This is a genomic window from Pseudomonas sp. Pse1 (assembly GCF_024519635.1).
Classification (GTDB): domain Bacteria; phylum Pseudomonadota; class Gammaproteobacteria; order Pseudomonadales; family Pseudomonadaceae; genus Aquipseudomonas.
In genome coordinates, this window is the sequence record NZ_JALJRO010000003.1 from 452,595 (window position 1) to 475,670 (window position 23,076).

19 protein-coding genes and 2 pseudogenes are annotated in these 23,076 nt (G+C 59.2%); 12 read left to right on the forward strand and 9 right to left on the reverse strand.

Going from position 1 to position 23,076, the window contains the following annotated elements:
• Positions 1-49: 49 nt before the first annotated feature.
• From NR126_RS07170 to NR126_RS07180, 3 genes are read right to left on the reverse strand one after another with little or no spacing between them, the layout of a single operon-like run.
• Positions 50-1,156 carry a type VI immunity family protein gene (locus tag NR126_RS07170; RefSeq protein WP_256829948.1) on the reverse strand — a complete coding sequence of 369 codons (1,107 nt, stop codon included), beginning with the start codon at positions 1,154-1,156 and terminating at the stop codon, positions 50-52.
• On the reverse strand, positions 1,149-2,480 hold the full coding sequence (locus NR126_RS07175) for a VRR-NUC domain-containing protein (protein WP_256829949.1): 1,332 nt from the start codon (positions 2,478-2,480) through the stop codon (positions 1,149-1,151). The genes NR126_RS07170 and NR126_RS07175 overlap by 8 nt, the downstream gene beginning before the upstream one ends.
• A 3-nt stretch (positions 2,481-2,483) precedes the next feature.
• Positions 2,484-4,814, reverse strand: a complete 2,331-nt coding sequence (locus tag NR126_RS07180) for a type VI secretion system Vgr family protein (RefSeq protein WP_256829950.1) — start codon at positions 4,812-4,814, stop codon at positions 2,484-2,486.
• A gap of 360 nt (positions 4,815-5,174) precedes the next feature.
• On the opposite strand from NR126_RS07180, the gene NR126_RS07185 reads away from it, so the two are divergent.
• The 3 genes from NR126_RS07185 to NR126_RS07195 are packed head-to-tail and all read left to right on the forward strand — an operon-like array spanning position 5,175 to position 8,230.
• A complete protein-coding gene (locus tag NR126_RS07185; protein WP_256829951.1) occupies positions 5,175-7,163 on the forward strand; it encodes an FUSC family protein in 1,989 nt (662 codons plus the stop codon).
• On the forward strand, positions 7,150-7,356 hold the full coding sequence (locus NR126_RS07190; RefSeq protein WP_027619877.1) for a DUF1656 domain-containing protein: 207 nt from the start codon (positions 7,150-7,152) through the stop codon (positions 7,354-7,356). Before NR126_RS07185 ends, NR126_RS07190 begins: the two co-directional genes overlap by 14 nt.
• 10 nt (positions 7,357-7,366) lie before the next feature.
• Positions 7,367-8,230, forward strand: coding sequence for an HlyD family secretion protein (locus NR126_RS07195; RefSeq protein WP_027619878.1), 864 nt, complete (start codon positions 7,367-7,369; stop codon positions 8,228-8,230).
• 23 nt (positions 8,231-8,253) lie between these two features.
• Here NR126_RS07195 and NR126_RS07200 read toward each other — a convergent pair whose 3' ends face one another.
• Together NR126_RS07200 and NR126_RS07205 are read right to left on the reverse strand one after the other, a co-directional pair.
• A complete protein-coding gene (locus NR126_RS07200; protein WP_018926458.1) occupies positions 8,254-8,724 on the reverse strand; it encodes a MaoC family dehydratase in 471 nt (156 codons plus the stop codon).
• A 40-nt stretch (positions 8,725-8,764) separates the two neighbouring features.
• The gene (locus NR126_RS07205) at positions 8,765-9,709 is read right to left on the reverse strand and encodes an alpha/beta hydrolase (RefSeq protein ID WP_256829952.1); all 945 of its coding nucleotides are present in this window, start codon (positions 9,707-9,709) and stop codon (positions 8,765-8,767) included.
• Between the two features lie 340 nt (positions 9,710-10,049).
• On the opposite strand from NR126_RS07205, the gene fadD2 reads away from it, so the two are divergent.
• Positions 10,050-11,738, forward strand: a complete 1,689-nt coding sequence (gene fadD2, locus NR126_RS07210; RefSeq protein WP_027619881.1) for a long-chain-fatty-acid--CoA ligase FadD2 — start codon at positions 10,050-10,052, stop codon at positions 11,736-11,738.
• Between the two features lie 330 nt (positions 11,739-12,068).
• Positions 12,069-13,760: a long-chain-fatty-acid--CoA ligase FadD1 gene (fadD1, locus tag NR126_RS07215; protein WP_105753855.1), complete on the forward strand. Its 1,692-nt coding sequence runs from the start codon at positions 12,069-12,071 to the stop codon at positions 13,758-13,760.
• Positions 13,761-13,814: 54 nt separating this feature from the next.
• Here the strand turns inward: fadD1 and NR126_RS07220 are convergent, their stop codons facing one another.
• Positions 13,815-14,192: a hypothetical protein gene (locus NR126_RS07220; protein WP_027619883.1), complete on the reverse strand. Its 378-nt coding sequence runs from the start codon at positions 14,190-14,192 to the stop codon at positions 13,815-13,817.
• Positions 14,193-14,395: 203 nt separating this feature from the next.
• Here NR126_RS07220 and NR126_RS07225 point away from each other — a divergent pair, with 203 nt between their 5' ends.
• From NR126_RS07225 to def, 3 genes are all read left to right on the forward strand, one after another.
• On the forward strand, positions 14,396-14,587 hold the full coding sequence (locus NR126_RS07225) for a CsbD family protein (protein ID WP_027619884.1): 192 nt from the start codon (positions 14,396-14,398) through the stop codon (positions 14,585-14,587).
• Positions 14,588-14,761: 174 nt separating this feature from the next.
• Positions 14,762-15,712 carry a YihY/virulence factor BrkB family protein gene (locus tag NR126_RS07230; RefSeq protein ID WP_027619885.1) on the forward strand — a complete coding sequence of 317 codons (951 nt, stop codon included), beginning with the start codon at positions 14,762-14,764 and terminating at the stop codon, positions 15,710-15,712.
• A gap of 2 nt (positions 15,713-15,714) precedes the next feature.
• Positions 15,715-16,254 carry a peptide deformylase gene (gene def / locus NR126_RS07235; RefSeq protein ID WP_027619886.1) on the forward strand — a complete coding sequence of 180 codons (540 nt, stop codon included), beginning with the start codon at positions 15,715-15,717 and terminating at the stop codon, positions 16,252-16,254.
• Between the two features lie 6 nt (positions 16,255-16,260).
• On the opposite strand, the gene NR126_RS07240 is transcribed toward def, so the two are convergent.
• Positions 16,261-16,668, reverse strand: coding sequence for a GNAT family N-acetyltransferase (locus tag NR126_RS07240; protein WP_105753854.1), 408 nt, complete (start codon positions 16,666-16,668; stop codon positions 16,261-16,263).
• A 355-nt stretch (positions 16,669-17,023) separates the two neighbouring features.
• On the opposite strand from NR126_RS07240, the pseudogene NR126_RS28970 reads away from it, so the two are divergent.
• A pseudogene (locus NR126_RS28970) lies at positions 17,024-17,794 on the forward strand (PAS domain-containing protein); the annotation flags it as partial.
• A 117-nt stretch (positions 17,795-17,911) separates the two neighbouring features.
• A pseudogene (locus tag NR126_RS28975) lies at positions 17,912-18,343 on the forward strand (methyl-accepting chemotaxis protein); the annotation flags it as partial.
• A 32-nt stretch (positions 18,344-18,375) separates the two neighbouring features.
• Here NR126_RS28975 and NR126_RS07255 read toward each other — a convergent pair.
• The gene (locus NR126_RS07255; RefSeq protein ID WP_027619889.1) at positions 18,376-19,407 is read right to left on the reverse strand and encodes a LacI family DNA-binding transcriptional regulator; all 1,032 of its coding nucleotides are present in this window, start codon (positions 19,405-19,407) and stop codon (positions 18,376-18,378) included.
• Between the two features lie 215 nt (positions 19,408-19,622).
• Here NR126_RS07255 and NR126_RS07260 point away from each other — a divergent pair, with 215 nt between their 5' ends.
• Both NR126_RS07260 and NR126_RS07265 read left to right on the forward strand, forming a co-directional pair.
• The gene (locus NR126_RS07260; RefSeq protein WP_027619890.1) at positions 19,623-20,156 is read left to right on the forward strand and encodes a gluconokinase; all 534 of its coding nucleotides are present in this window, start codon (positions 19,623-19,625) and stop codon (positions 20,154-20,156) included.
• 82 nt (positions 20,157-20,238) lie between these two features.
• Positions 20,239-21,591: a GntP family permease gene (locus NR126_RS07265; protein ID WP_027619891.1), complete on the forward strand. Its 1,353-nt coding sequence runs from the start codon at positions 20,239-20,241 to the stop codon at positions 21,589-21,591.
• Between the two features lie 117 nt (positions 21,592-21,708).
• Here NR126_RS07265 and alaC read toward each other — a convergent pair whose 3' ends face one another.
• Positions 21,709-22,926 (reverse strand): alanine transaminase, encoded by a 1,218-nt coding sequence (alaC, locus tag NR126_RS07270; protein ID WP_027619892.1) that lies wholly within the window; start codon positions 22,924-22,926, stop codon positions 21,709-21,711.
• Between the last annotated feature and the right edge of the window lie 150 nt (positions 22,927-23,076).

Consider the following 23,076-nt stretch of genomic DNA (forward strand, 5'->3'; position numbering starts at 1 on the left):
GATATTCCAACGTTGCATATTCCGAGTAATGGGACTCGGCATGACTCGATCAGCTATTGGATTTGTCGCCAGAGTTTCGGTTGAGAAATGCATCAAACATCTGCTTGCTGGCATCTAACCGCTGCTGTTCCTCCACCGATATACGGCGGAAGAACGGTGAAGGCTTGGGCTTTGGGCTGCCTTTGGGGAGGTCGAAGCGGCGCATCCATTGGTTGCTGGTACGCTCGTTGAGCCGTATTTCACCGGCAATCGAGCCGTAATGCAGTGAGCCGATATTGTTGACGCGCAATGGTTTGAGTACTTCATTGACCATCACATACAACTCCGGACGTGGATCGATAGTGGCTTTGCCTAAAGCTGGCCAGTTTCCGGCACGAAAAATCGTGCCCCACTCGTAAGGTAGGACGCCTATGCGTACGTCATCAAGTTGGGTAAGTAGATCCTCGGTTGTGCCTAACTTGCTGACCCAGTGGTGAGCCAGGTAGGTGTACCAGTTGAGGTTGGTGTAGCCGGTGCGCCATTTTTTATTGCCACTGGGAATACATAGGTCTACACCCCGGTACTCTTGTATGAGTTCGTATTCAACATGCTGGTAATTTTCCCATTCGTAGCTGTGCTGAATACCTAGCCCCGCAGCACCGTGCAGTGGACGTAAAATATTGCACAGCGAAAAAATCAGGCTTTCAAAATGTTGTTTCCTTGCGCCTTTCAGTTCATCAACTGGAAGGTAGAGTCTTACTGTTGTCATGGAACCATGGACATTCTCGTACCATCCAGCAGGAGAGTACACCTCGAACATGTAGGAGCCAACGTGCTCAAAGCCAGTTAGAGAGGACCACATAATGGCTGCAGGCTCATCGTAACCATCAGATTTTATATAGGCGATGCAGTCGAGCATGGCGTGTTCACTGAACGATTTTTCAATCATTTCCTCGCCACCCGTGTAGCCCCATACCAATTTTTCACCGAAGTGCTTGCAATAAAGCTCAAAGGCTTCCGCAATATGCTGTCTGCGAACTGGCAAGTAACCATCAACCAGGTAAAAAGTTGCTACTAACCCGATTTGTAAGACCGGATGGTCTTCATCTTGCTCATCGATAATGGTGAAGTCCCAGCGATTAACATCGAAGTCGTTGAAAAACTGTTCTTCATTCATGGCTTGTCTCCGGTACATCGTCCCAGAACACATAGTTCTGGACGGTGGTCTGTTGGTGCTGCTGGAGTTTGTTCCAATCGGCCCAACGAGCTCGGGTTTCCTGCTCTTCGGCGGATAGCGTTGAGTGGACAAATGCGGTGTTGGATTGAGCAAAGGCAGGCATGGCGGCGCCGGTCCCTAATGCGCCACCTGCCAGTACGCGTTTGACGGCAGCGATGAAAGGCTCGAAACGAATCGTATGCCCGCCGGCATTAGCGACCAGAGCAGTCGCTTCGGCAGTGGCAAAACTGGGTGCTGCGGCCATGGAAGCCATTGCCGCGCCGATCGCGACAAAGGGGGCTGCCAGTGTCATTTCAATGCTGGCAACAGCGCGCCGATTTTGCGCCTGTATCGCTCTGTCATCCGGTGCTGCAGTCATCACTGGCATACCGGGGTCCACAAACTGGGTTTGCAGCCTGAGTCGGGCCGCTGCATGCTCGGCATCTATGTTACCTACCAAAAGTTTATGCCTGAGCGCTGAGGCTCGGGACGCCAAACTGAGGACTTGTCCAACCGGTTTGTATACCGGCTCACTTTCCGAGGAGCGGACCCATTCGCGCCACTTTTGCTTATCACTTGAGTCGCAATTTTTAGTCTCAAGTAGCCTCAGCTTCCGATAGTCTCCCGCGATATCCTGATATGCTTTTTGTTGCGCAGGCGCTAGCCTATCCCCCGGAAACTTCATCTCAATCACCGACACCAAATTACCCTGGCTGTACTGCGGCTTACCTGGATTGCCAAATGCTCTGAGGCGAAGTACATCAGGTATACGCAACAACCCACGAGGAGTTTTTTGTCCATCCACCCACAGTGCACCATCCTTGGTGGATGGCGTGGGTGAGAGCATGTGTTCAAGGTCTGTCTTGCTCAGCAGATCGGTTTCCACTCGCATACTTGCCAGTTTTTCGAAGTGGCGGTTGCGCAATTGCTGGTATTGAGACAGTGGGAAGCTGCTGGGGCGATGAGGTTCGCGTTTGCTCATGATCGGTTGGGGTGGGCTTTTGCTCATGTCAAATCCCACTTCACCGCAATAAGGGAAGTGATATCTGAACGCTTCGTTATCGCAACGTACTAACTGAGAGACGGTGCGTTGGTACATGGGATGGCCGTCTTTTGCCCTCTTATAGGGGGTCAACTTAGCGTATGAGGCTTTTTCACACAGGTACCATAAGTCGAGAGGATCGGTAACCGGCAGTACCACACCGCTGGCCGTGGGTTTCGTCACGCTGCGCAACTTGCCGCCCGGCGCTCGACTTGCGGTTCGCTGTTTTGCTGGCTCACTCATGGTTTAGTTCTCGTCTGGAGTTGGAGTGCGGGTGAAGTCAATGTCCATGACGCCGTAGTCATCCCAGTAGCCGGCACTGAGTTTCACAAGATCCTTTTCATCAGCCAGCGCTTGAATCACCAGCGTTTCGGCATCGCTTGAATTGACGATTTGGGTTTTGCCTTGCGCGTCGGTTCTAGCGCGAAGAATGTGGCCACTGCCGCGAACGATTTCATAAGGATGATCAGGTAACGGCTCACCGGTGTCGGCTTCACGCAGGATAAAAAACTCCTGTAAGTTGCCTGTTTGAGGGCTGCCTTGACCCCACCAACTGTTATTGGCGTTGGCACCATTCGCCGACTCAACCAGACCTTTGATATTGATCAATAGGCCGTCAAGGGTGATGCCGCTCTCGTCAAGGATGAGAGTCCCGCCGGGAGCCTTGAGGACAATGCGTTGTCCTGCCTTGACCTCGAAGCAAGTGGTTTTTTGTTCGATGGACCGACCCGCTGAAAGCCGATAATCACTCTGTACTTTGTGGTCAACGTTTCCACCGGTTTGGATGTGATGGTTAGTTCCGGTTTTATCGTGACGCTCGTTGCCCACACATTCGATGCGGTTGTTGTCGATGGTGATTTCATGATCATGACCGATGTAGTGAAATCGATCCCTGGCAACGGCATGGCGCTGATCACGGCCAATGTTTACCGTCTCGTCATTGGCAACGTTTTCTGCGCGATCATGACCAATCTCTATTTTTTCATCTCGCTCAACCTTCTCACTGCGGTCATTCCCCACAAACGTTGTGTTGTCATGTTTGACGTGGACGTTCTTGTCCTTTTCGGCATGGATGAAAACCTCCTGCTGCCCCAACTCATCCTCAAACCGCAGTTCATTAAATCCACTGCCCTTATGGGTCCGGCTTTTGATGGTCATCCGCGTCTTGTGCTTGGGCAGTTCGTAGGGCGGTAGGTTGGTCTCGCGGTAGGCGCGGCCGGTGGCGATGGGTTGGTCGGGGTCGCCATCGAGGTAGCTGATGATCAGTTCCTGGCCGACCCGTGGGATGGCCATGGCGCCCCAGGTTGCGCCGGCCCAGCCTTGCGCTACGCGAATCCAGCAGGAACTCTGGTCGTTGTTTTTGTCCGTGCGATCCCAAGGGAACTGCACTTTGACCCGGCCCCATTCATCGCAATAAATCTCTTCGCCTGGCGGACCGACTACGCTGGCGATCTGTGGGCCGTCGATGCAGGGTTTGGCGCGTAGTGGGGCTTTCCAGTCGGAGGTCCAGCGTATGGCGCTGGCGGACATTTCATAGGAAGTGCTGCTGTCGCTGCCGAAGGCTTCTTCTTCGAGGCTGGTGTATTGTTTGCCTTGGTGCTTGACGGCGATGGTGCGCCAGCGGTCGTTGAAGTCTTCGCGCGGGTGCTCGTTGAGGTCGAAGGCCAGGCCCGGTTGCAGACGCGCATCGTCGCCGCTCAGGTGGGCCAATTTGGCGTCGTTGCGCAGGGCGGTCAGGCGGGTTTTGGTGAAGGGTTTGCCGGCGATGTCGCGCTTGTAGCGGCCGGGGTAGTCGTAGCGCTCGTAGTCCTTGTGCTGGTGGTTCAGGTCCTGATTGCCGGTGGCGGTGTGCTGTTGGTTGTAGCGCGGATGGGTAAAGCGGTAATCGCGCTGCACCTGCGCGGCGGTGCGCACTTGTTCGGTGTAGTGGAAGCGGGTTAGTGCCGGTTCCATAGAATCGCCGCCGGCCATTGGCTGGTAGATCACCGGGCAATCGGTGTGGGTGCCGATGGTGCCGAGGCCGCCGACGCGGTCGGTGAGGATCAAGGTGTGGCCGTCGATGCGGTGTTCGAAGCTGTAGAGCAGGCCTTCTTCGGCGGCGAGGCGGGCGATGAAATCGAGGTCGGTTTCGCCGGCCTGCACGCAGTATTCGCGGGGCTGGTGGTCGAAACAGATTTCGCTGCGGATGTCGGTCAACTGGTGGTCGGCGAGTACGCGGGTGATGATCTCGGGTACGGTCAGGCTCTGGAAAATTCGCCAGTTGGAGCGCAGGTCGAAGCGCGCCAGGGTCGGTTCGACGATGGCACTGTAGCGGGTGCGGCGAAAACCGGTGTCGCCTTGGGTGAACAGACTGACCAGACCGTGGACATGCCGAACCGGCGTGTCGCCCCGCCAAATCGTGAACAGCCCCGCCAGGTCGAGCACGCGATTGAAGTCGATGGCGGCGTTGTGACTGGCCAGCTCAAGGGTGAGCTTGAAGGGGTGGGACAGGCCTTCATCGAGGGTGAACGAGACCACGTCGAAGGCATCGCCCCGCAGCGGTGTGAAGGTGAAACGCAGGTCGCTTTGGCGGGGCATGGAACCTCCTTGTTGTTCGAGTTTTTCGCGCGAAGAAAAGGAGGAGGGGCGTCAGGGCGCCATCCGCCATTTCAATTCGGGCTCAACTCTAGGCACTCAAGGTTTGGTTCATCTATAGGGTGGGTGAAATCAAGAGCGGTCCTACAATGCTGGAGTAATCCGCTGTCAGAATTGACTGTGTTTGCAGGGGGGATGGTGCAATCGCTATCGCCTGCCCATCGCGGCCAGCTTTAAAAGCTTTGGAGGAGTGGCATTGGAATTAGCGCTGGACGAATATAGATAGCTAGCTAATAATTTGCTCGTCGTCGTTCGTCAGCGATCACGACTATGGTTGTTTTATTCCCTCCCAGAGTTGTTTTTGTGCCCATTACTCTTCAAGCCTTGTTGGCTCCCGATCGTCGCGCCCTGCAGTTCGCGCTCAAGACCGTGCTGGGCGGTGGGTTGGCGTTATGGTTGGCGTTGCGTTGGGGCCTGGAACAGCCGGCGTGGGCCTTGATGACCGCCTTTATCGTCGCCCAGCCGTTGTCGGGGATGGTGGTGCACAAGGGCATGGCGCGGTTGCTGGGCACGGTAGTGGGAACCGTGATGGCGGTGGTCTTCGTCGGCCTGTTCGCGCAGACGCCCTGGCTGTTTTTGTTCGCCCTGGCCTTGTGGCTGGGGTTGTGTACCGCCAGCTCGACCCTGCTGCGCAGCGCCTGGTCCTATTCCTTTGTGCTGGCCGGCTACACCGTGGCGATTATCGCGCTGCCGGCCTTGAGTCACCCGCTGACCGTGTTCGATCAGGCGGTGGCGCGTTGCACGGAAATCTCCCTGGGCATTCTCTGCGCCACCGCCAGTAGCGCCTTGATCTGGCCGCTGCGGGTCGAGCAACAATTGGCGAGTCAGGCGCAGGCGGCCTGGCTCAGCGGCCTGCAGACGGCGCGGGCCACCTTGGTCGGCGACCGTCAGGCGCGCAAGGGCCTGCTGGAAATCCTTGGGCGGATTGTCGCCGTCGACGCCCAGCGCGAGCACGCCTGGTTCGAGGGAGCCCTGGGGCGGCAGCGGGCGCGGGCGATCAGCGGCTTGAGCCAGAAACTGTTGATGCTGTTGCGCATCTCGCGCTCGGTCCGCCGTCAGTGGCGTCAGCTCGACGAGCGCGAAGCCGATCAGTTGCAGCCGTGGATGGAACAGGTGCAGCAAGTGCTGGAGAGCGCCGATACCGGCGCCATGCAGCGCTTGCGTCCGCGCGTGCTCGCCGCCTCGCACGAAACCTCTATCAGTGCCGCGCAGAGTTACTGCCTGGCGCGCTTCACCCTGTTACTCGACTCCGCGTTGGCGGCTGCGGCGGCGCTGGATGCGGTCCAGCAAGGTCGTGAGCCCATCGAAGCGCCCGCCACCCTGACACCGCACCGCGACCTCTCCCTGGCCCTGGTATTTGGCGCGCGCAGTGCCCTGGCATTTCTGACCGTCGCCAGTTTCTGGATGGCCACCGCCTGGCCCGCGGCAGCAGGCGCCATGTTGCTGACTTGCGTGGTCTGCAGCCTGTTTGCCAGCCGAGAGAACGGCGCGCAGATCGGCATGAGTTTTATGCGCGGGATCTTCCTGGCGATCCCGGTGGCCTTTGTGGTCGGCGAAATCCTGTTGCCGCAATGGAGCAGCTTCGCCCTGCTGGGCATGGCCCTGGGCGTGCCGCTGTTCTTCGGTGCGCTGGGTATGGCCAAACCGCAGATCGGTGCGACCGCCACTTCGTTTTGCCTGCACTTCATCGTGCTGGTGGCGCCGCTGAACCAGATGGCGTTCGATGTCGCCGTGTTTCTCAACAGTGCCCAGGCGATGATGATCGGTGTCGGCGCCGCCGTGTTGGCGTTCCACTTGCTGATCCTGCGCAATCCGGCCTGGCATGGCCGACGCTTGCTGGCGGCCACCCTCGACGACCTGGCGCGTCTGACTCGACGTAATTTGCGCGGCGCGGAAAGCTGGTTCGGTGGGCGCATGGCGGATCGCTTGCTACAGCTGGCGCGGCATTATCCGGAGCTGCCGCAACAGGCTCGCAGTCGTTGGGATGACGGTGTACTGGGCCTGGATATCGGTGATGAGTTGCTGCATTTGCGTTTGAGCCTGGCGGTGGCCCAAGTGCCGGTCAGCACCCAGCAACGCGACTATCTCGAACATCTGGAATCGGCCTTGCGCCAGGGCCCGGCGGCTGATCGTGGGGATATTCTGGAGGCGCCTACAGCCGGTTTTCTGCAAAGCCTGCAGGCATTTCCACAGAGTGATGCGCTGAAACTTTCCCAGGGGGCCGTGCTGCAGTTGCAACGCAGCTGGCGCGCCTGGTGCCAGCAACAGGAGGGCAGTCATGGGGTTGCGTGAGTGGGCGCTGGGCGGGGTGTTGCTCAGTCCTTTTCTGATTTATGTATTGCTGGCCCTGGTGCTGACCGCCGGCCTGCGATTATTGCTGCGCCTGACCCCGGTCGGTCGCTGGATCTGGCATGAGGCCCTGTTCGATTGTGCCCTGTATGTCTGTGTCCTGACCCTGATTACTCTGGGACTTGGGCCTTTATAAGGAGTTGACTATGCGTACCTCCGTACGTGTCGCGGTAACCCTGTGCCTGGTGGCCGTGGCGATTTTTGCCGGCATGCACTTGTGGCAGTACTACATGCTCACCCCCTGGACCCGCGATGCACGGATTCGCGCCGACGTGGTGGTCATCGCCCCCGACGTGTCCGGCTGGGTGGAGGAGCTTAAGGCGGTCGACAACCAGCCGGTCAAGGCCGGTGATCTGTTGCTGAGCATCGACCGCGAGCGCTACCAGGCCGCTTTGGAAAAAGCTCGCGCCGTGGTGCAGACCCGCCAGCAACAACTCAGCCTGCGTGAACATGAAGCCAGTCGCCGCGCCGCCCTCGGCCCACAGGCGATCAGCGCCGAGTTGCGCGAGAACGCGCAGATCAACGCCGGCATTGCCCGAGGTGAATTGCGCCAGGCCGAGGCCGACGCCAAGATCGCCGAGATCAATCTGGCCCGCAGCCAGGTGCATGCGCCACGCAGCGGGCACGTGACCAATCTGCGCCTGGCCCAGGGCAACTACGTGAACGCCGGGCAGCCTGTGATGGCGCTGGTCGATGACTCGACGTTCTATGTGCAGGCGTATTTCGAGGAAACCAAACTGCCGCGAATCAAGGTCGGCGATCCGGTCAAAGTCTGGCTGATGAGTGCGGGGGAAGCGATCCCGGGGCAGGTCGAGAGCATCAGTCGCGGGATCAATGATCGCAACAGCACGCCGGACGGCCAGTTGCTGGCTCAGGTCGAGCCGACGTTCAACTGGGTGCGCCTGGCGCAACGGATTCCGGTGCGGATCAAGTTCGACCGGTTGCCTGAAGGGGTCAACCTCAGTTCAGGGATGACCGCCAGCGTGCAAGTGCAGGAAGCGGCCCGATAGGCACGGGCCGCATGACCGGCTGATCAGCCGATGCTGATGGCCGGCAGGGTTGGCAGGGTCACGGTCTGCTGTTTGCGCGGGGCGAGGATTTCCGCCTCGCCATCAACCACCAATTCATCGCGCTGGTTGAATACGCGGGTAGCGATGCGCACGCGGAATTTCGGCATTTTTTCGAGGATTTCCAGGCGCACGGTCAGGGTGTCGCCGATTTTCACCGGCTTCTGGAAGCTCATCGTCTGGCCAATGTAGATAGTGCCGGGCCCAGGCAACTCGCACGCTACGGCGGCGCTGATCAAGGCACCGCTGAACATGCCGTGGGCGATACGCTCCTTGAACATGCTGGCGGCGGCAAACTCGGCGTCCAGGTGCACCGGGTTGTGGTCGCCGGACATTGCCGCGAACAGCTGGATGTCGCGCTCTTCCACGGTTTTGCTGTAGCTGGCGGTCTGGCCGACTTCGAGGGCTTCGTACGGCGTGTTGGTAACCTGGGTCATGGGTTGAATCCTGTGACGAGTTAAGTGAAAGAGCCGAGGCTCATTCGGTTCTGGGTGGCCGGCGATGGCTCAACGCCTTATCCAGCCAGTCGAGCAGGTCCGCGGTGACTTCATCGCGGTTGCTCTCGTTGAACAGTTCGTGCCGGGCTTGCGGGTAGAGATTGAGCTGCAGGCTCTGGCTGCCGGCCCGGCGCAAGGCATTGGCCAACGACTTGAGACGCTTGCCCTCACTCACCGGATCACATTCGCCGCCCATGATCAGCAAGGGCAGGCCCGGATCAATCTGCGCGAGATTGGACGCTTTGCTGATCTGCTGCAAGCCGCCCAGCATGTCGATCCACATCTGATTAGTGCAACGGAAGCCGCAGAGCGGGTCGCGGACGTATTTGTCGACTTCGTCCGGATCGCGACTGAGCCAGTCGAACGGGCTGCGGTTGGGTTTGAATGCCTTGTTGAAGGCGCCGAATGACAACCATTCGATCAGCGCACTGCGCCCGGTCGGCCCCTGGCGCCAGCGCTCGAAACGGGCAATCAGGCTCGCGGCGCGGTACAGCGCCACCGGCTGGAAATTCGAACCGCTGAGCACTGCGCCATACAGGCTGGCGCTGTGATGCAGCAGATAGGCCTGGGCGATGTAGCTGCCCATGCTGTGGCCCAGCAGCACGATTGGAATGCCCGGATGCTGTTGACCGATATGTTGGTTGAGGCTGGCGAGATCACCGACGACCTTGCACCAGCCGTCTTCGTCGGCGTAGTGACCCAATACGCCGTTTTCGGCCGTTCGACCATGGCCGCGCTGGTCCAGTGCGTAGACCCCGTACGTCTGGTTACACAATCGCTGAGCCAGGCGCTCATAACGCGCGCTATGTTCCGCCATCCCGTGGGAAATCAGGATCACCGCCTTGAGCGGGCCTTCGGGTAACCACTGGTTGACGAAAACCTGGCTGCGGTCATTCGCGGTCAACCAGAACGTGTCGTGGATCATGGCGGTTCCTTTGCGCGGGGTCGTTGCATTGTATAGCGCATCGGCTGGCGTACGGGGGATGCGGGCAATCCATGGCAGCAAGATTCACGCGGTCAATGACACTGGTGCTGATATTTGCCTGATTCGCCATAACTGCTAGTGTCCCAGAAGCTCCGCTTTGGAGGAGATGTGCCATTTTTTGTAGGAGCGAGCCTGCTCGCGAAAAACGTCAACGATGACGCGGACATCCTGAATGCTCGCGGCGCCTTCAGATTTTTCGCGAGCAGGCTAGCTCCTACGGGGATAGACGCGGCATCACCCCAAGCGGCCCGGATTGGCTCAGGTATAGAGGACAAGAACAATGCAACCTGATTTCTGGAATGACAAACGCCCGGCCGGTGTACCCGTGGATATCGATCTGGGTGCCTACCAATCGGTGATCGAGGTGTTCGAACGTTCCTGCAAGAAATTTGCTGATCGTCCGGCATTCAGCAACATGGGCGTGACCCTGACCTACGCCGATCTGGAGCGTTACAGCGCGGCTTTCGCTGGTTACCTGCAAAGCCAGACCGACCTGGTACCGGGCGATCGCATCGCAGTGCAGATGCCCAATGTCCTGCAATACCCCATTGCCGTGTTCGGCGCCTTGCGCGCCGGCCTGATCGTGGTCAACACCAATCCGTTGTACACCGCGCGCGAGATGCGCCACCAGTTCAAGGACTCCGGTGCCCGGGCGCTGGTGTACCTGAACATGTTCGGGCAAAAAGTCCAGGAAGTGCTGGCCGACACCGAGATCCAATACCTGATCGAAGCGAAGATGGGCGACCTGATGCCCACCGCCAAGGGCTGGCTGGTCAATACCCTGGTCGACAAGGTCAAAAAGATGGTCCCGGCCTATGACCTGCCGCAGGCCATCTCCTTCAAGACCGCCCTGCGACTGGGGCGCGGCCAGGGCATCAAACCGCTGCAAGCCGGGCTCGACGACATCGCCGTGCTGCAATATACCGGCGGCACCACGGGCCTGGCCAAGGGCGCGATGCTGACCCACGGCAACCTGGTGGCCAACATGCAGCAGGCCCGCGCCTGCCTCGGTCAGTTTGGTCGCGACGGCCAGCCGCTGTTGCGCGAAGGCCAGGAAGTGATGATCGCGCCGCTGCCGCTGTACCACATCTATGCCTTCACGGCGAACTGCATGTGCATGATGGTGACTGGCAATCACAACGTGCTGATCACCAACCCACGAGACATCGCCGGCTTCATCAAGGAGCTGAAAAACTGGCGTTTCTCGGCATTGCTGGGGCTTAACACGCTGTTTGTGGCACTCATGGATCACCCGGACTTCAAAACCCTGGATTTCTCCAGCCTCAAGCTGACCAACTCCGGCGGCACCGCGCTGGTCAAGGCTACGGCCGAGCGTTGGGCACAGCTGACCGGTTGCCGGATCACCGAGGGCTACGGCCTCACCGAGACCTCGCCGGTGGCCTGCACCAACCCTTACGGCGACCTGTCACGCCTGGGCACGGTCGGCATTCCGGTCCCTGGCACGACCTTGAAAGTCATTAACGATGACGGCGTCGAGCAAGCCCTGGGTGAGCGGGGCGAGCTGTGCATCAAGGGCCCACAGATCATGAAAGGCTACTGGCTGAAACCGGAGGCCACGGCCGAAGTGCTGGATGCCGAGGGCTGGTTCAAGTCCGGTGATATCGGGGTGATCGATCCGGACGGCTTTGTGCGTATCGTCGACCGCAAGAAAGACATGATCATCGTCTCGGGCTTCAACGTGTACCCCAACGAGATCGAAGACGTGGTCATGGCCCATCCGAAAGTCGCCAACTGCGCGGTGATCGGTGTGCCGGACGACCGTTCCGGAGAGGCGGTGAAGCTGTTCGTGGTGGCCCGTGAAGCCGGGGTCAGCCTTGAGGAGTTGAAGGCGTACTGCAAGGAAAACTTCACCGCCTACAAGGTGCCCAAACACATCGTCCTGCGCGAGTCATTGCCGATGACCCCGGTGGGCAAGATCCTGCGTCGGGAGTTGCGCGACATCGCGTAATGATTTGTTAGCGAGCCGGCAGCAAAAAAGGGGCGTCCATCAATGGGCGCCCCTTTTTTTGTCCCTGGAAAAGCCGTTTGAACCCTGTAGCACGGGTATTTCAGGGTCTTTAGATTTTTTACTCTAAAAGTGACCATTAAAGTTTCTTGAGTCATCATAGTGACCGTAGAGGCCTGTTTTGGCTCTAGTAGGCCCTTGGCAAAGCTGCTACTCTCGGCGCGCTTTGGGACTTCTCGGCACTCGATAAACGCCAGATTCACCAAAAACACACACCAATAATAATCGCATCAAATGCGGTGAAGAATTCGCGTTGCTGAGGAGTGGGCTTCCATGATCGAAGACTTTTGGAAGGATAAGTACCCAGCTGGGATTGCTGCCGATATCAATCCAGACGAGTACCCGAATATTCAGGCAGTGTTGAAGCAATCCTGCCAACGCTTCGCCAACAAGCCGGCTTTCAGCAACCTCGGCAAGACACTTACCTACGGTGAGCTGTACGAATTGTCCGGGGCCTTTGCCGCTTATCTGCAACAGCATACCGATTTGCGCCCGGGCGATCGAATCGCCGTGCAATTGCCCAACCTGCTGCAGTACCCAATCGCCGTGTTTGGTGCCATCCGCGCCGGGCTGATTGTGGTCAATACCAACCCGCTGTACACCGCGCGGGAAATGGAACACCAGTTCAACGATTCCGGAGCCAAGGCGCTGGTGTGCCTGGCGAACATGGCGCACCTGGCCGAGGCCGTGGTGCCCAAGACCGGCGTCAAGCACGTCATCGTCACCGAAGTGGCGGACCTGCTGCCACCGCTCAAGCGCCTGCTGATCAACAGCGTCATCAAGTATGTGAAGAAGATGGTCCCGGCGTTTCATCTGCCCAACGCCATCAAATTCAATGACGTGCTGAGCAAGGGGCGTGGCCAACCGGTGACCGAAGCCAACCCGGCCAGCAGCGACGTCGCGGTGCTGCAATACACCGGCGGCACCACTGGCGTAGCCAAGGGCGCGATGCTGACCCACCGCAATCTGGTGGCGAACATGCTGCAGTGCAAGGCGCTGATGGGCTCCAACCTGCACGAAGGCTGCGAGATCCTGATTACGCCGCTGCCGCTGTACCACATCTATGCCTTCACCTTTCACTGCATGGCAATGATGTTGATCGGCAACCACAACATCCTGATCAGCAACCCGCGGGATCTGCCGGCGATGGTCAAGGAACTGTCGAAGTGGAAGTTCAGCGGCTTTGTCGGCCTCAACACGCTGTTCGTCGCACTGTGCAACAACGAAGGGTTCCGCAAGCTGGATTTCTCGGCCCTCAAGGTCACCTTGTCTGGTGGAATGGCCCTGCAACTGGCCGCCGCCGAACGCTGGAAAGAAGTGACCGGCTGCCCGATCTGTGAAGGTTACGGCATGACCGAAACCAGCCCGGTGGCCACGGTCAACCCGATCCAGAACATCCAGATCGGCACCATCGGCATTCCAGTGCCTTCGACCCTGTGCAAGGTCATCGACGACGCTGGCGTGGAACAACCAATGGGCGAAATCGGCGAACTCTGTGTGAAAGGGCCACAGGTGATGAAGGGCTACTGGCAGCGCCAGGAGGCTACCGACGAGATCCTCGACAGCGAAGGGTGGCTGAAGACCGGTGACATCGCGTTGATTCAGCCTGACGGCTACATGCGCATTGTCGATCGCAAGAAAGACATGATTCTGGTCTCCGGTTTCAACGTTTACCCGAACGAGCTGGAAGACGTGCTGGCGACCCTGCCGGGCGTGCTGCAGTGCGCGGCCATTGGCGTTCCGGACGAGAAGTCGGGCGAGGCGATCAAGATTTTCATCGTCGCCAAGCCGGGTGTGACCCTGACCAAGGAGCAGGTGATGACCCACATGCGCGCCAACGTCACCGGCTACAAAGTGCCGAAGGCTGTTGAATTCCGCGATGCGCTGCCGACCACCAACGTCGGCAAGATCCTGCGCCGCGAGCTGCGGGACGAAGAGCTGAAGAAGCTGGGCTTGAAGAAGTAAACCAGGCGCCCAACAAAAAGCCCCGCACATGCGGGGCTTTTGATTTGCGCAGACTTACTGCTGGAATTGCGCAAAATTCACATTGGTGCCTGCCGGGCGCATGTCCTGCAGGAAGGAGTCTTTGTCGGCGCTCAACTCCAGGCTCAGCGCTGCCTTGCGCTTGCCTTCGTTGCGCACCACCAGGCCTTCGAGCTTTTCGCGCAGGAACACCGTAGGCACCTTCAGGTGCAGCAGGGTGTCGGTGGCCGGCGTGTGCATCAGCAGGTGAATCCACTCGTACTGACCAATCGCCAAGCGCGTCACCGGGATGTCGAACCACCAGATATTGCGGTTGCGGTTCAATTCGGTGAAGTGGCAGTTGTTGACGCCCAGCACTGCACCGCCCAGTTCCTGGTTTCTGCGGGCAATGGCCTGCTTTTTATCGAGTTTCATAACGTTCCTACACAAATGGAGCTTCAGTGCCAAAGCCTGAACAAGACGCGCATTCTCCCGGCTAAAGCGCCAAACATAAAGCCCAACCTGCATGGGCTGATGAAATGAACCGGGTGAAAAATAAATGAAACTCCTCGCAAGGCCAGCCGGTCAACGTCTAGGTAAGCCCTTTTGACCACTGAACGTTCACGGGAGTAACGACCATGAGCAGCACTGGCGATAAAGCAAAAGGTTTGGCCAACGAAGCAATCGGCAACATCAAGCAGGGTATTGGCAAGGCCACCGACGACACCAAGTTGCAGACCGAAGGCAAGATCCAGGAGAAGAAGGGCGAAGCCCAGCAAGAGCTGGGCAAAGCCAAGGACGCAGTGAAGAACACCATCGACAAAGCCTGATTTGGCTAGCCGACGTTACAGCAGCATGACGGCCATCCGCGGATGGCCGTTTTTACGTCAGACAGGCATGGACTACGCTAGAAATTGTTTCAAGGTCGCCAAACAAGCTACTTTGATGTAGAAAACGGCCCCTGAGTCGCCTCCGACTTCAATCCAGCGGCGAAAGGAGACGCTATGATTTTCCCCGATTTGAAAGGCTTGCCCCTGCATCGCGTGATGATGCGCACCGTCACCGAGTTTGTCGACGATGAAATGTCGACCTACGCCTCGGCACTGGCCTATCAGATGTTGTTCTCGCTGTTTCCTTTCATTCTGTTCCTGATCGCCCTGATCGGTTTCCTGCACCTGCCGGACTTTTTCTCCTGGCTGCGCCTGCAATCGGAACTGGTGTTGCCGCCGCAAGCCCTGGAACAGGTCAACCCGGTCATCGACCAGTTGCAGCAATCCAAGGGCGGGCTGCTCTCGGTGGGTATCGTCATCGCCCTGTGGACCGCCTCGGCCGGTGTGCGACTGATGATGAGTGCGATGAACGCCGCCTACGACGTGGTCGAAGGTCGCCCGGTGTGGAAGCGTTTCCCGCTGTCGATCTTCTATACCGTCGGCATTGCCGGCATGCTCCTGATCGCCGCCGCGCTGATGGTGCTGGGGCCGCAGGTGATGGAATGGATTGCCGCGCAAATTGGCATGCAGGAGTTTATCGTCACCGTCTGGACGATCTTGCGCTGGCCAGTGATCGTGATCCTGCTGATGATCGCGGTGGCGTTGATCTATTACGTGATGCCGGACGTGAAGCAGGAATTCCGCTTCATCACCCCGGGCTCGGTGCTGGCGGTGGTGGTGTGGATCATCGCGTCCCTGGGCTTTGGTTTCTACGTGAAGACCTTTGCCAACTACAACGCCATGTATGGCAGTATCGGTGCGATCATCGTGCTATTGCTGTACTTCTATATTTCCGCGGCGGTGTTGCTGCTCGGCGCTGAAATGAATGCGGTGATCGAACACATGTCGAACGAAGGCAAGGACCCGGGGGAAAAAGTCCCGGGTGAGCACGCAAACGAACCCAAACAACACGTTTCGGGATTGGGACGGGACCACTCGCTCAAACCGACCTCTGACGAAGCCTGATCATGATCCGTGAAATTCTCAAAATGGGCGATGAACGCCTGCTGCGTATTGCCTCACCGGTTCCGGCTGAACTGTTCGACAGCCCCGAGCTGTGGCAGTTGATCGATGACATGTTCCAGACCATGGAAAGCGTCGGTGGCGTCGGCCTCGCAGCCCCGCAGATTGGTGTCGACCTGCAACTGGTGATCTTCGGCTTCGAGCACAGCGAGCGCTATCCCGACGCTGAAGCGGTGCCGCAGACCATCCTGATCAATCCGTTGATCACCCCGCTAGACCCAAGCATGGAAGAGGGCTTCGAAGGCTGCCTGTCGGTGCCGGGCCTGCGTGGGGCCGTCGAGCGCTACCAGCACATCCGCTATGAAGGGTTCGATCCCAAGGGCGAACCGATCGTGCGCTATGCCTCGGGGTTTCATGCGCGGGTGGTGCAGCACGAGTGCGATCACCTGATCGGCCGGTTGTACCCGTCGCGCATCAGCGACTTCCGCAAGTTCGGCTTCACCGACGTGATGTTCCCCGACCTCGACCCCAACGCCGACGACTGAACCCGTTCAACCCCGGGCCATGGCGATCATCGGCTTGCTGCGGCTGTAGCGCAGCAGGCGCTCGCCTAGCGCCTGGGGCAGCAGCGGATGGGCGCTGAAACCGTTGCGCTCATAGAAGCCTTGTAGATCCGGGTGACAGAACAGCCACACCGGCGCGCTGCTCGTGGCCAGCGCCTCTGCCATCAAGGCCGCCGCCACGCCCTGGCCGCGACAATCCGGGGCGACAAACAAACCCGTCAACCAGAACCCCGATGCCACCGGCCGCAGGCACAGCCCGGCGATGATTTCGTCGCGCCGGCCGACCCACAGCTGCGCGTCACGCACCGCTTTCATCGAAGATTGGTGGCTGCGATAGAACTTGTTCATCAGTGGCCACAGGGCTTCATCGAGCTGGCTGTACTGGATATCGGGCATGGTAACTGTCATCGATTCTCAAGGCCGCCGAGTATAAAAGACCGACGGTTGGCGCTGAACCGATTTTGTCCCGATTACTGGCTCAATGATGGCCTTGCAGCCGTGAAGAGCCTGTCTATGCTTACGGCTGAGCGATTGATTCTGGCGCTTGAGTTGGCCTGTCCCGGGCAATCAAGAGAGGGGTGCCCCAGTAGGAACGTGCGGCACGAACCTCCGACTCAACTCTGTTATTGACTTGATCTGGCCCTCCCGCAGAGGGGTGTGTGTGCCTGTTCCATGGAACGTTGTGGTGGATACGTTGAAAGACCGATGAACTTTCATCAATCAAAAAAACCGTGCTTGGGGCAATGCGACCATGTTTAACCTACATCACAAATCCGACCTGCTCGAGATTCAACGAACCACCTGCGCGTTGACCGAAGCCAACGCCAAGTGGGCAGCGATCAGCCGTTCGATGGCCATGATCGAGTTCGGCCCGACGGGGGTGATTCTCGATGCCAATGAAAACTTCTGCGCTGCCGTCGGCTATTCCCTTGAGGAAATCCGTGGCAAGCATCATCGGATTTTCTGTGAGGACGACTACGCCAGCAGCGTGGATTACCAACGCTTCTGGCGCGATCTGGGGCGCGGCGAGCCCAGCAGCGGGACCTTCCAACGCTTGAACAAGAAGGGCCAGGAAGTCTGGCTGGAAGCGAGTTACATGCCGGTATTCGGCGTCGATCGCCAAGTCACCAGCGTAATCAAGGTGGCCACCGACATTACCGCCCGCATCCATAAGGAACATGAAAATCAGAGTTTGGTAAACGCTGTGGGACGAGCGATGGCAGTGATCGAATTTTCACCCGATGGCAGGGTGATCACCGCCAACGACAACTTCCTGCAGACCATGCATTACTCGCTGGGCGAAGTGGTCGGGCAGCACCACAGCCTGTTCTGTCACCGCTCGGAAAGCGAATCGGCGGCCTATAAGGCGTTCTGGGCCTCGCTGAACCGTGGCGAATTCCATTCCCATCGTTTTGAGCGGGTCGACAAGTACGGACGCATGGTTTACCTCGAAGCGTCCTACAACCCGATTTTCGATGCGCGCGGGCGCTTGTACAAAGTGGTTAAGTTCGCCAGCGACATCACCCCGCAAATGACCACCCTGCAGACCGCTGCCGAATCCGCCCATGCGACCTCGGTGCAGAACGACGCCTGTGCCCGCAAAGGCTCGCAGGTGGTGCAGCAGACCGTGCAGATCATCGAGGAGATTTCCAAAGACCTGAATGAAGCGGCGCTGAGCATCGATGCCGTGAGTAAACAGTCCGACATCATCGGCAGCATCGTGCAGACCATCCGCGGGATTGCCGACCAGACCAACCTGCTGGCACTCAACGCTGCCATCGAAGCGGCGCGGGCCGGCGAGCATGGTCGTGGCTTTGCGGTGGTGGCCGATGAAGTCCGGAGTCTGGCGGCGCGGACCAGCAAGGCGACTCTGGAGATCGTCGACGTGGTGCGCAAGAACCACGACTTGTCGTTGAGTGCCGTCTCGAGCATGCAATCGAGCTTGAGTCGCACCGGACTCGGGGTGGAACTGGCGAACGAGGCCGGTGAAGTGATCCTGGAAATCCAGCAGGGTTCACGTCACGTGGTGGACGCCATCGGCCAGTTCAGTTCGAGTTTGCAGCTCAACTGAATCCGCTCGACTGAAATGTAGCGGCCTCGAACTCAGGTGCTTTCGCGGACCTTGAGTTCGAAGCCCATGTCCACCAGCGGTTTGGCGATGCGGTTGCCGGCCATCAGTGTCAGCAGGTGTTCGGCGGCCCGCCGGCCGATGGCTTCGCGCGGGGTGCTGATGCTGCTCAGGCGCGGCACCATGTGTTCGGAGGCGGGCAGGTCGTTGAATCCCAGCACAGCGACCTGCTCCGGAACCTTGATCCCGTGGCGCATGGCCTCGAGCAGGGCGCCGTGGGCCAGGTCGTCGTTGCCGAAGAAGATCGCATCGACTTCGGGGTGGTTGGCCATCATCTGCAGGAACAACTCGCCGCCCAGCCCGACCGAGGATGGGCGCGGCGTCAGCAATTCCAGATCCGAATCATAGCGGCCGGCATGTTGCAGGGCGCGGCGGAAGCCTTCGCCACGCAGCAGGGTGCGCTGGTCGAGTTGTGCGCCGATATACGCCAGTTTTTTCCGACCCCGGGCGAGCAAATGTTGCGCGGCGGTTTCACCGGCGCTGATTTGCGAGAAGCCGACGCAGTTCACGCCGGCATCGGGGTCCAGGTCCATCATGTAGACGCAGGGCACATTGCTCGTCTCGACCATCCGCCGGGCGCTATCGGTGCGGTCAAAACCGGTCAGCAGCAAGCCGCGTGGCTGGTAGGCCATGTAATTGCGCAGCAGATTTTCTTCTTCGTCACGGGAGTAGTGGCAGTTGCCGATCAGCACTTCGAAGCCTTTGGGGCGCAAGACCTGATGGATGGCTTCGAGGGTTTCGATGAACAGCAGGTTCGACAGCGATGGCACCAGCACCACCACCGATTGGCTCTGCGCCGAGGCCAGGGCGCGGGCCGCGGGGTTGACCACGTAATTGAGTTCCGAGGCGGCCTGCTGGACCTTTTCCACCAGTTCGGTGGCCACGCTGCTGACCCCGCGCAAGGCGCGTGAGGCGGTGATCGGACTGACCCCGGCCAGGCGAGCAACTTCGTTGAGGGTAGGGCGGCCAGTGGTGCGGGTATTTTTATCGTTTTTGGTCGAGGTCATCGGGCGGCTTGCCAAACAAAATTCAAGGCACTAAGGTAGCGCTGTCTCGATGCGGCTGCAAATGATTGAGCGGGGGTTGCCTGATCCCTGCCTGTCGGCATTGGGCAAGAATGTGTTGCAACCCATAAAAACGACAAGAAGTCGTCGGCAATGGCTGCGTTTGCACTAGAGTTTCAATGAGCAAAGGTAGCGCTGTCTGCGCGCTGAGGTGTTACATGAGTCAAGCAATCTCCGCCCTGGTCATCATGGGCGTGGCCGGCTGCGGCAAGTCCAGCGTCAGCGAGGCCTTGTGCCGGCTCAGCGGCGCGACCGGCATCGAAGGCGATTCCTTCCATCCTGCGGCCAACATCGAAAAGATGAGCGCCGGCATTCCCCTGAACGACGACGACCGTGCCGGCTGGCTGGACAGCCTGTGCGACGAACTGCGTCGCGTCGATGCCAAGGGCCAGCGCCCGGTATTGACCTGTTCGGCCCTCAAGCACAGTTATCGCGAGCGTTTGCGCAGCGCCTTGCCAGGCCTGGGCTTTGTGTTTCTCGAGTTGAGTCGCGAGGTGGCCGCTGACCGGGTCTCCCATCGTCCGGGGCACTTCATGCCGTCGACCCTGATCGATAGCCAGTTCGCCACCCTTGAGTCGCCGGTCGGTGAACCGCTGACCCTGGCCCTCAATGCCTCCGTTCACAGCGTCGAGCAACTGGCCAAGCAAGCCCACGATTGGTGGGGCGAACATGGCTTGAAGCTCGCCGTATGAGTTTTGCTTTCAAAGGTAGCGCTGTCCTGATGGCTATTGAATTACCCGCTTTAATAACAACAACAACCAGGAGACACCCCTAATGTTCGGCATGTCCCACGACACGTTCCTGCTGCTCGATGCAGTGGTCACGGTGATTGGCTTGATTGTCCTGATCACCAAGTTCAAGTTGCACCCCTTCATTGCGTTGATCATCGCGGCCGCGTTCCTCGGGCTGACTTCGGGCATGCCGATCGGCACCATCATCAAGGCGTTCCAGGACGGTTTCGGTGGGGTACTGGGGTTTGTCGGGATCATCCTCGCGTTGGGCACCATGCTCGGCAAGATGATGGCCGAGTCGGGGGGGGCGGACCAGATTGCCCAGACCCTGATCCGCGCCTTCGGCAAGGACAAGGTGCAATGGGCAATGATGTTCGCCGCGTTCCTGGTGGGCATCCCGCTGTTCTTCGAAATCGGCTTCGTGCTGCTGATCCCGCTGGTGTTCATCGTCGCCCGGCGCACCGGCGTGTCGATCATCAAGATTGGTATCCCGCTGCTGGCCGGCCTGTCTGCGGTACACGGCCTGGTGCCACCGCACCCGGGCCCGCTGCTGGCGATCGGCGTGTTCGGTGCCGACATCGGCAAGACCATTCTGTACGGTCTGATCGTGGCGCTGCCGACGGCGATCATCGCCGGTCCGATCTACGGTACGTTCATTGCCAAGTACATTCCCGGTCATCCGAATCAGGAACTGGTGGATCAACTGGCCCGTGAAACCGATTCGGCCACCTTGCCGAGCTTCGGCATCACCCTGGTCACCGTGCTGTCGCCGGTGTTCCTGATGCTGCTCAAGACCTTTGCCGACGTGGTGCTGCCAGACGGTAATTTCTTCCGCACCTTTATGGACCTGATCGGCCACCCGATCTCGGCCCTGTTGCTGGCGTTGCTGCTGTCGCTGTACACCTTCGGCTACAAGCAGGGCATCGGCTCTCAGCAGATGCTCAAGTGGCTCGACGCCAGCCTGGCGCCCACCGCCGCGATCATTCTGATCATCGGTGCTGGTGGTGGCTTCAAGCAGATGCTGGTGACCAGCGGTGTGGGTGACGTGATCGGACACATGGCTGTGGCCGCGCAGATCTCGCCGATCCTGCTGGCCTGGCTGGTGGCCGCGGTGATCCGTATCGCTACCGGTTCGGCAACCGTTGCGACCATTACCGGCGCGGGCATTGTGGTGCCGGTGGTGGGGATGATTCCTGGCGTAAACCGTGAACTGCTGGTACTGGCCACCGGTGCCGGCTCGCTGATCCTGTCCCACGTCAACGACGCCGGTTTCTGGCTGGTCAAGCAGTACTTCAACATGACCGTGGCCGAAACCTTCAAGACCTGGACCGCGATGGAGACCATTCTGTCGGTGGTGGGCCTGGGCTTTATTCTGTTGTTGTCGCTGTTCGTTTAAAGCGCATTCGACAGGCACAAAAAAACCGCAGTGATGCGGTTTTTTTGTTTTAAATCGATTTCATTGTTGAACACGGTCCCTGTTGGAGCGGGCAAGCCAGCTCGTACAGGGTTTGCGTCAGACGTTGGTTTTGCTGACCAACCCATCCGCCCGAAACATCCCGCGAATCCCGCGTACCGCCTGGCGAATTCGGTCCTGGTTTTCGATCAGGGCGAAGCGCACGTGGTCGTCGCCGTACTCGCCGAAACCCACGCCCGGGGATACGCAGACCTTGGCCTCGGCCAGCAGTTTCTTGGCAAATTCCAGCGAACCCAGGTGGGCGTATTGCTCGGGGATTTTCGCCCAGACATACATCGAAGCTTTTGGGTTCTCGACCATCCAGCCCAGCTCATGCAGGCCCTTTACCAGGACGTTGCGGCGCTGCCGGTACTGCTCGGCGATGTCGCGCACACACTGTTGATCGCCTTCCAGCGCCGCAATGGCGGCCACTTGCAGCGGGGTGAAAGTGCCGTAGTCGTGATAGCTCTTGATCCGCGCCAGGGCGTTGACCAGCTCCGGGTTGCCGACCATGAAACCGATGCGCCAGCCGGCCATGTTGTAGCTCTTGGACAGGGTGAAAAACTCCACCGCAATGTCCTTGGCCCCCGGCACTTGCATGATCGACGGGGCTTTCCAGCCGTCGTAGACAATGTCGGCGTAGGCCAGGTCGTGAATCACCAACACGTCGTATTGCTTGGCCAGAGCGATCACGCGCTCGAAGAAATCCAGCTCCACGCACTGCGCGGTGGGGTTGGACGGGAAGCCGAGGATCATCATTTTCGGCTTCGGGATCGAGCCACGAATGGCCCGTTCCAATTCGGCGAAGAAGTCCACGCCCGGAATCAGCGGCACCGAGCGCACCTGGGCGCCAGCAATCACTGCGCCGTAGATGTGGATCGGGTAGCTCGGGTTGGGCACCAGCACGGTGTCGCCCTGGTCCAGAGTGGCCAGCATCAGGTGCGCCAGGCCTTCCTTGGAACCGATGGTGACAATGGCTTCGCTTTCCGGGTCGATGTCGACCTCGTAGCGATCCTTGTACCAACGGGAAATCGCCCGGCGCAGGCGCGGAATACCTTTGGAGGTGGAGTAGCCGTGGGTGTCTTCACGCTGTGCGACGGTGACCAGTTTTTCCACAATGTGTGGCGGGGTCGCACCGTCGGGGTTACCCATGCTCAAGTCGATGATGTCTTCGCCACGACGTCGGGCGGCCATCTTCAGCTCGGCAGTGATGTTGAATACGTAAGGGGGGAGTCGATCTATGCGCGCAAAGCGGCGCGGCGAACCGTGGTCTGCCATTGTTGCCTCAGGATACGTTAGCGCCCGGAACCGTCCGAGCGACGCTGACCACTGCGGTGGTCTGGGCGCACGATAAGGGCGGCGGCGTGCGATTGTCTAGTGGCCACAAGCAACTATTTTCGACGACACTGTTCGGCTTGCACGTGACCT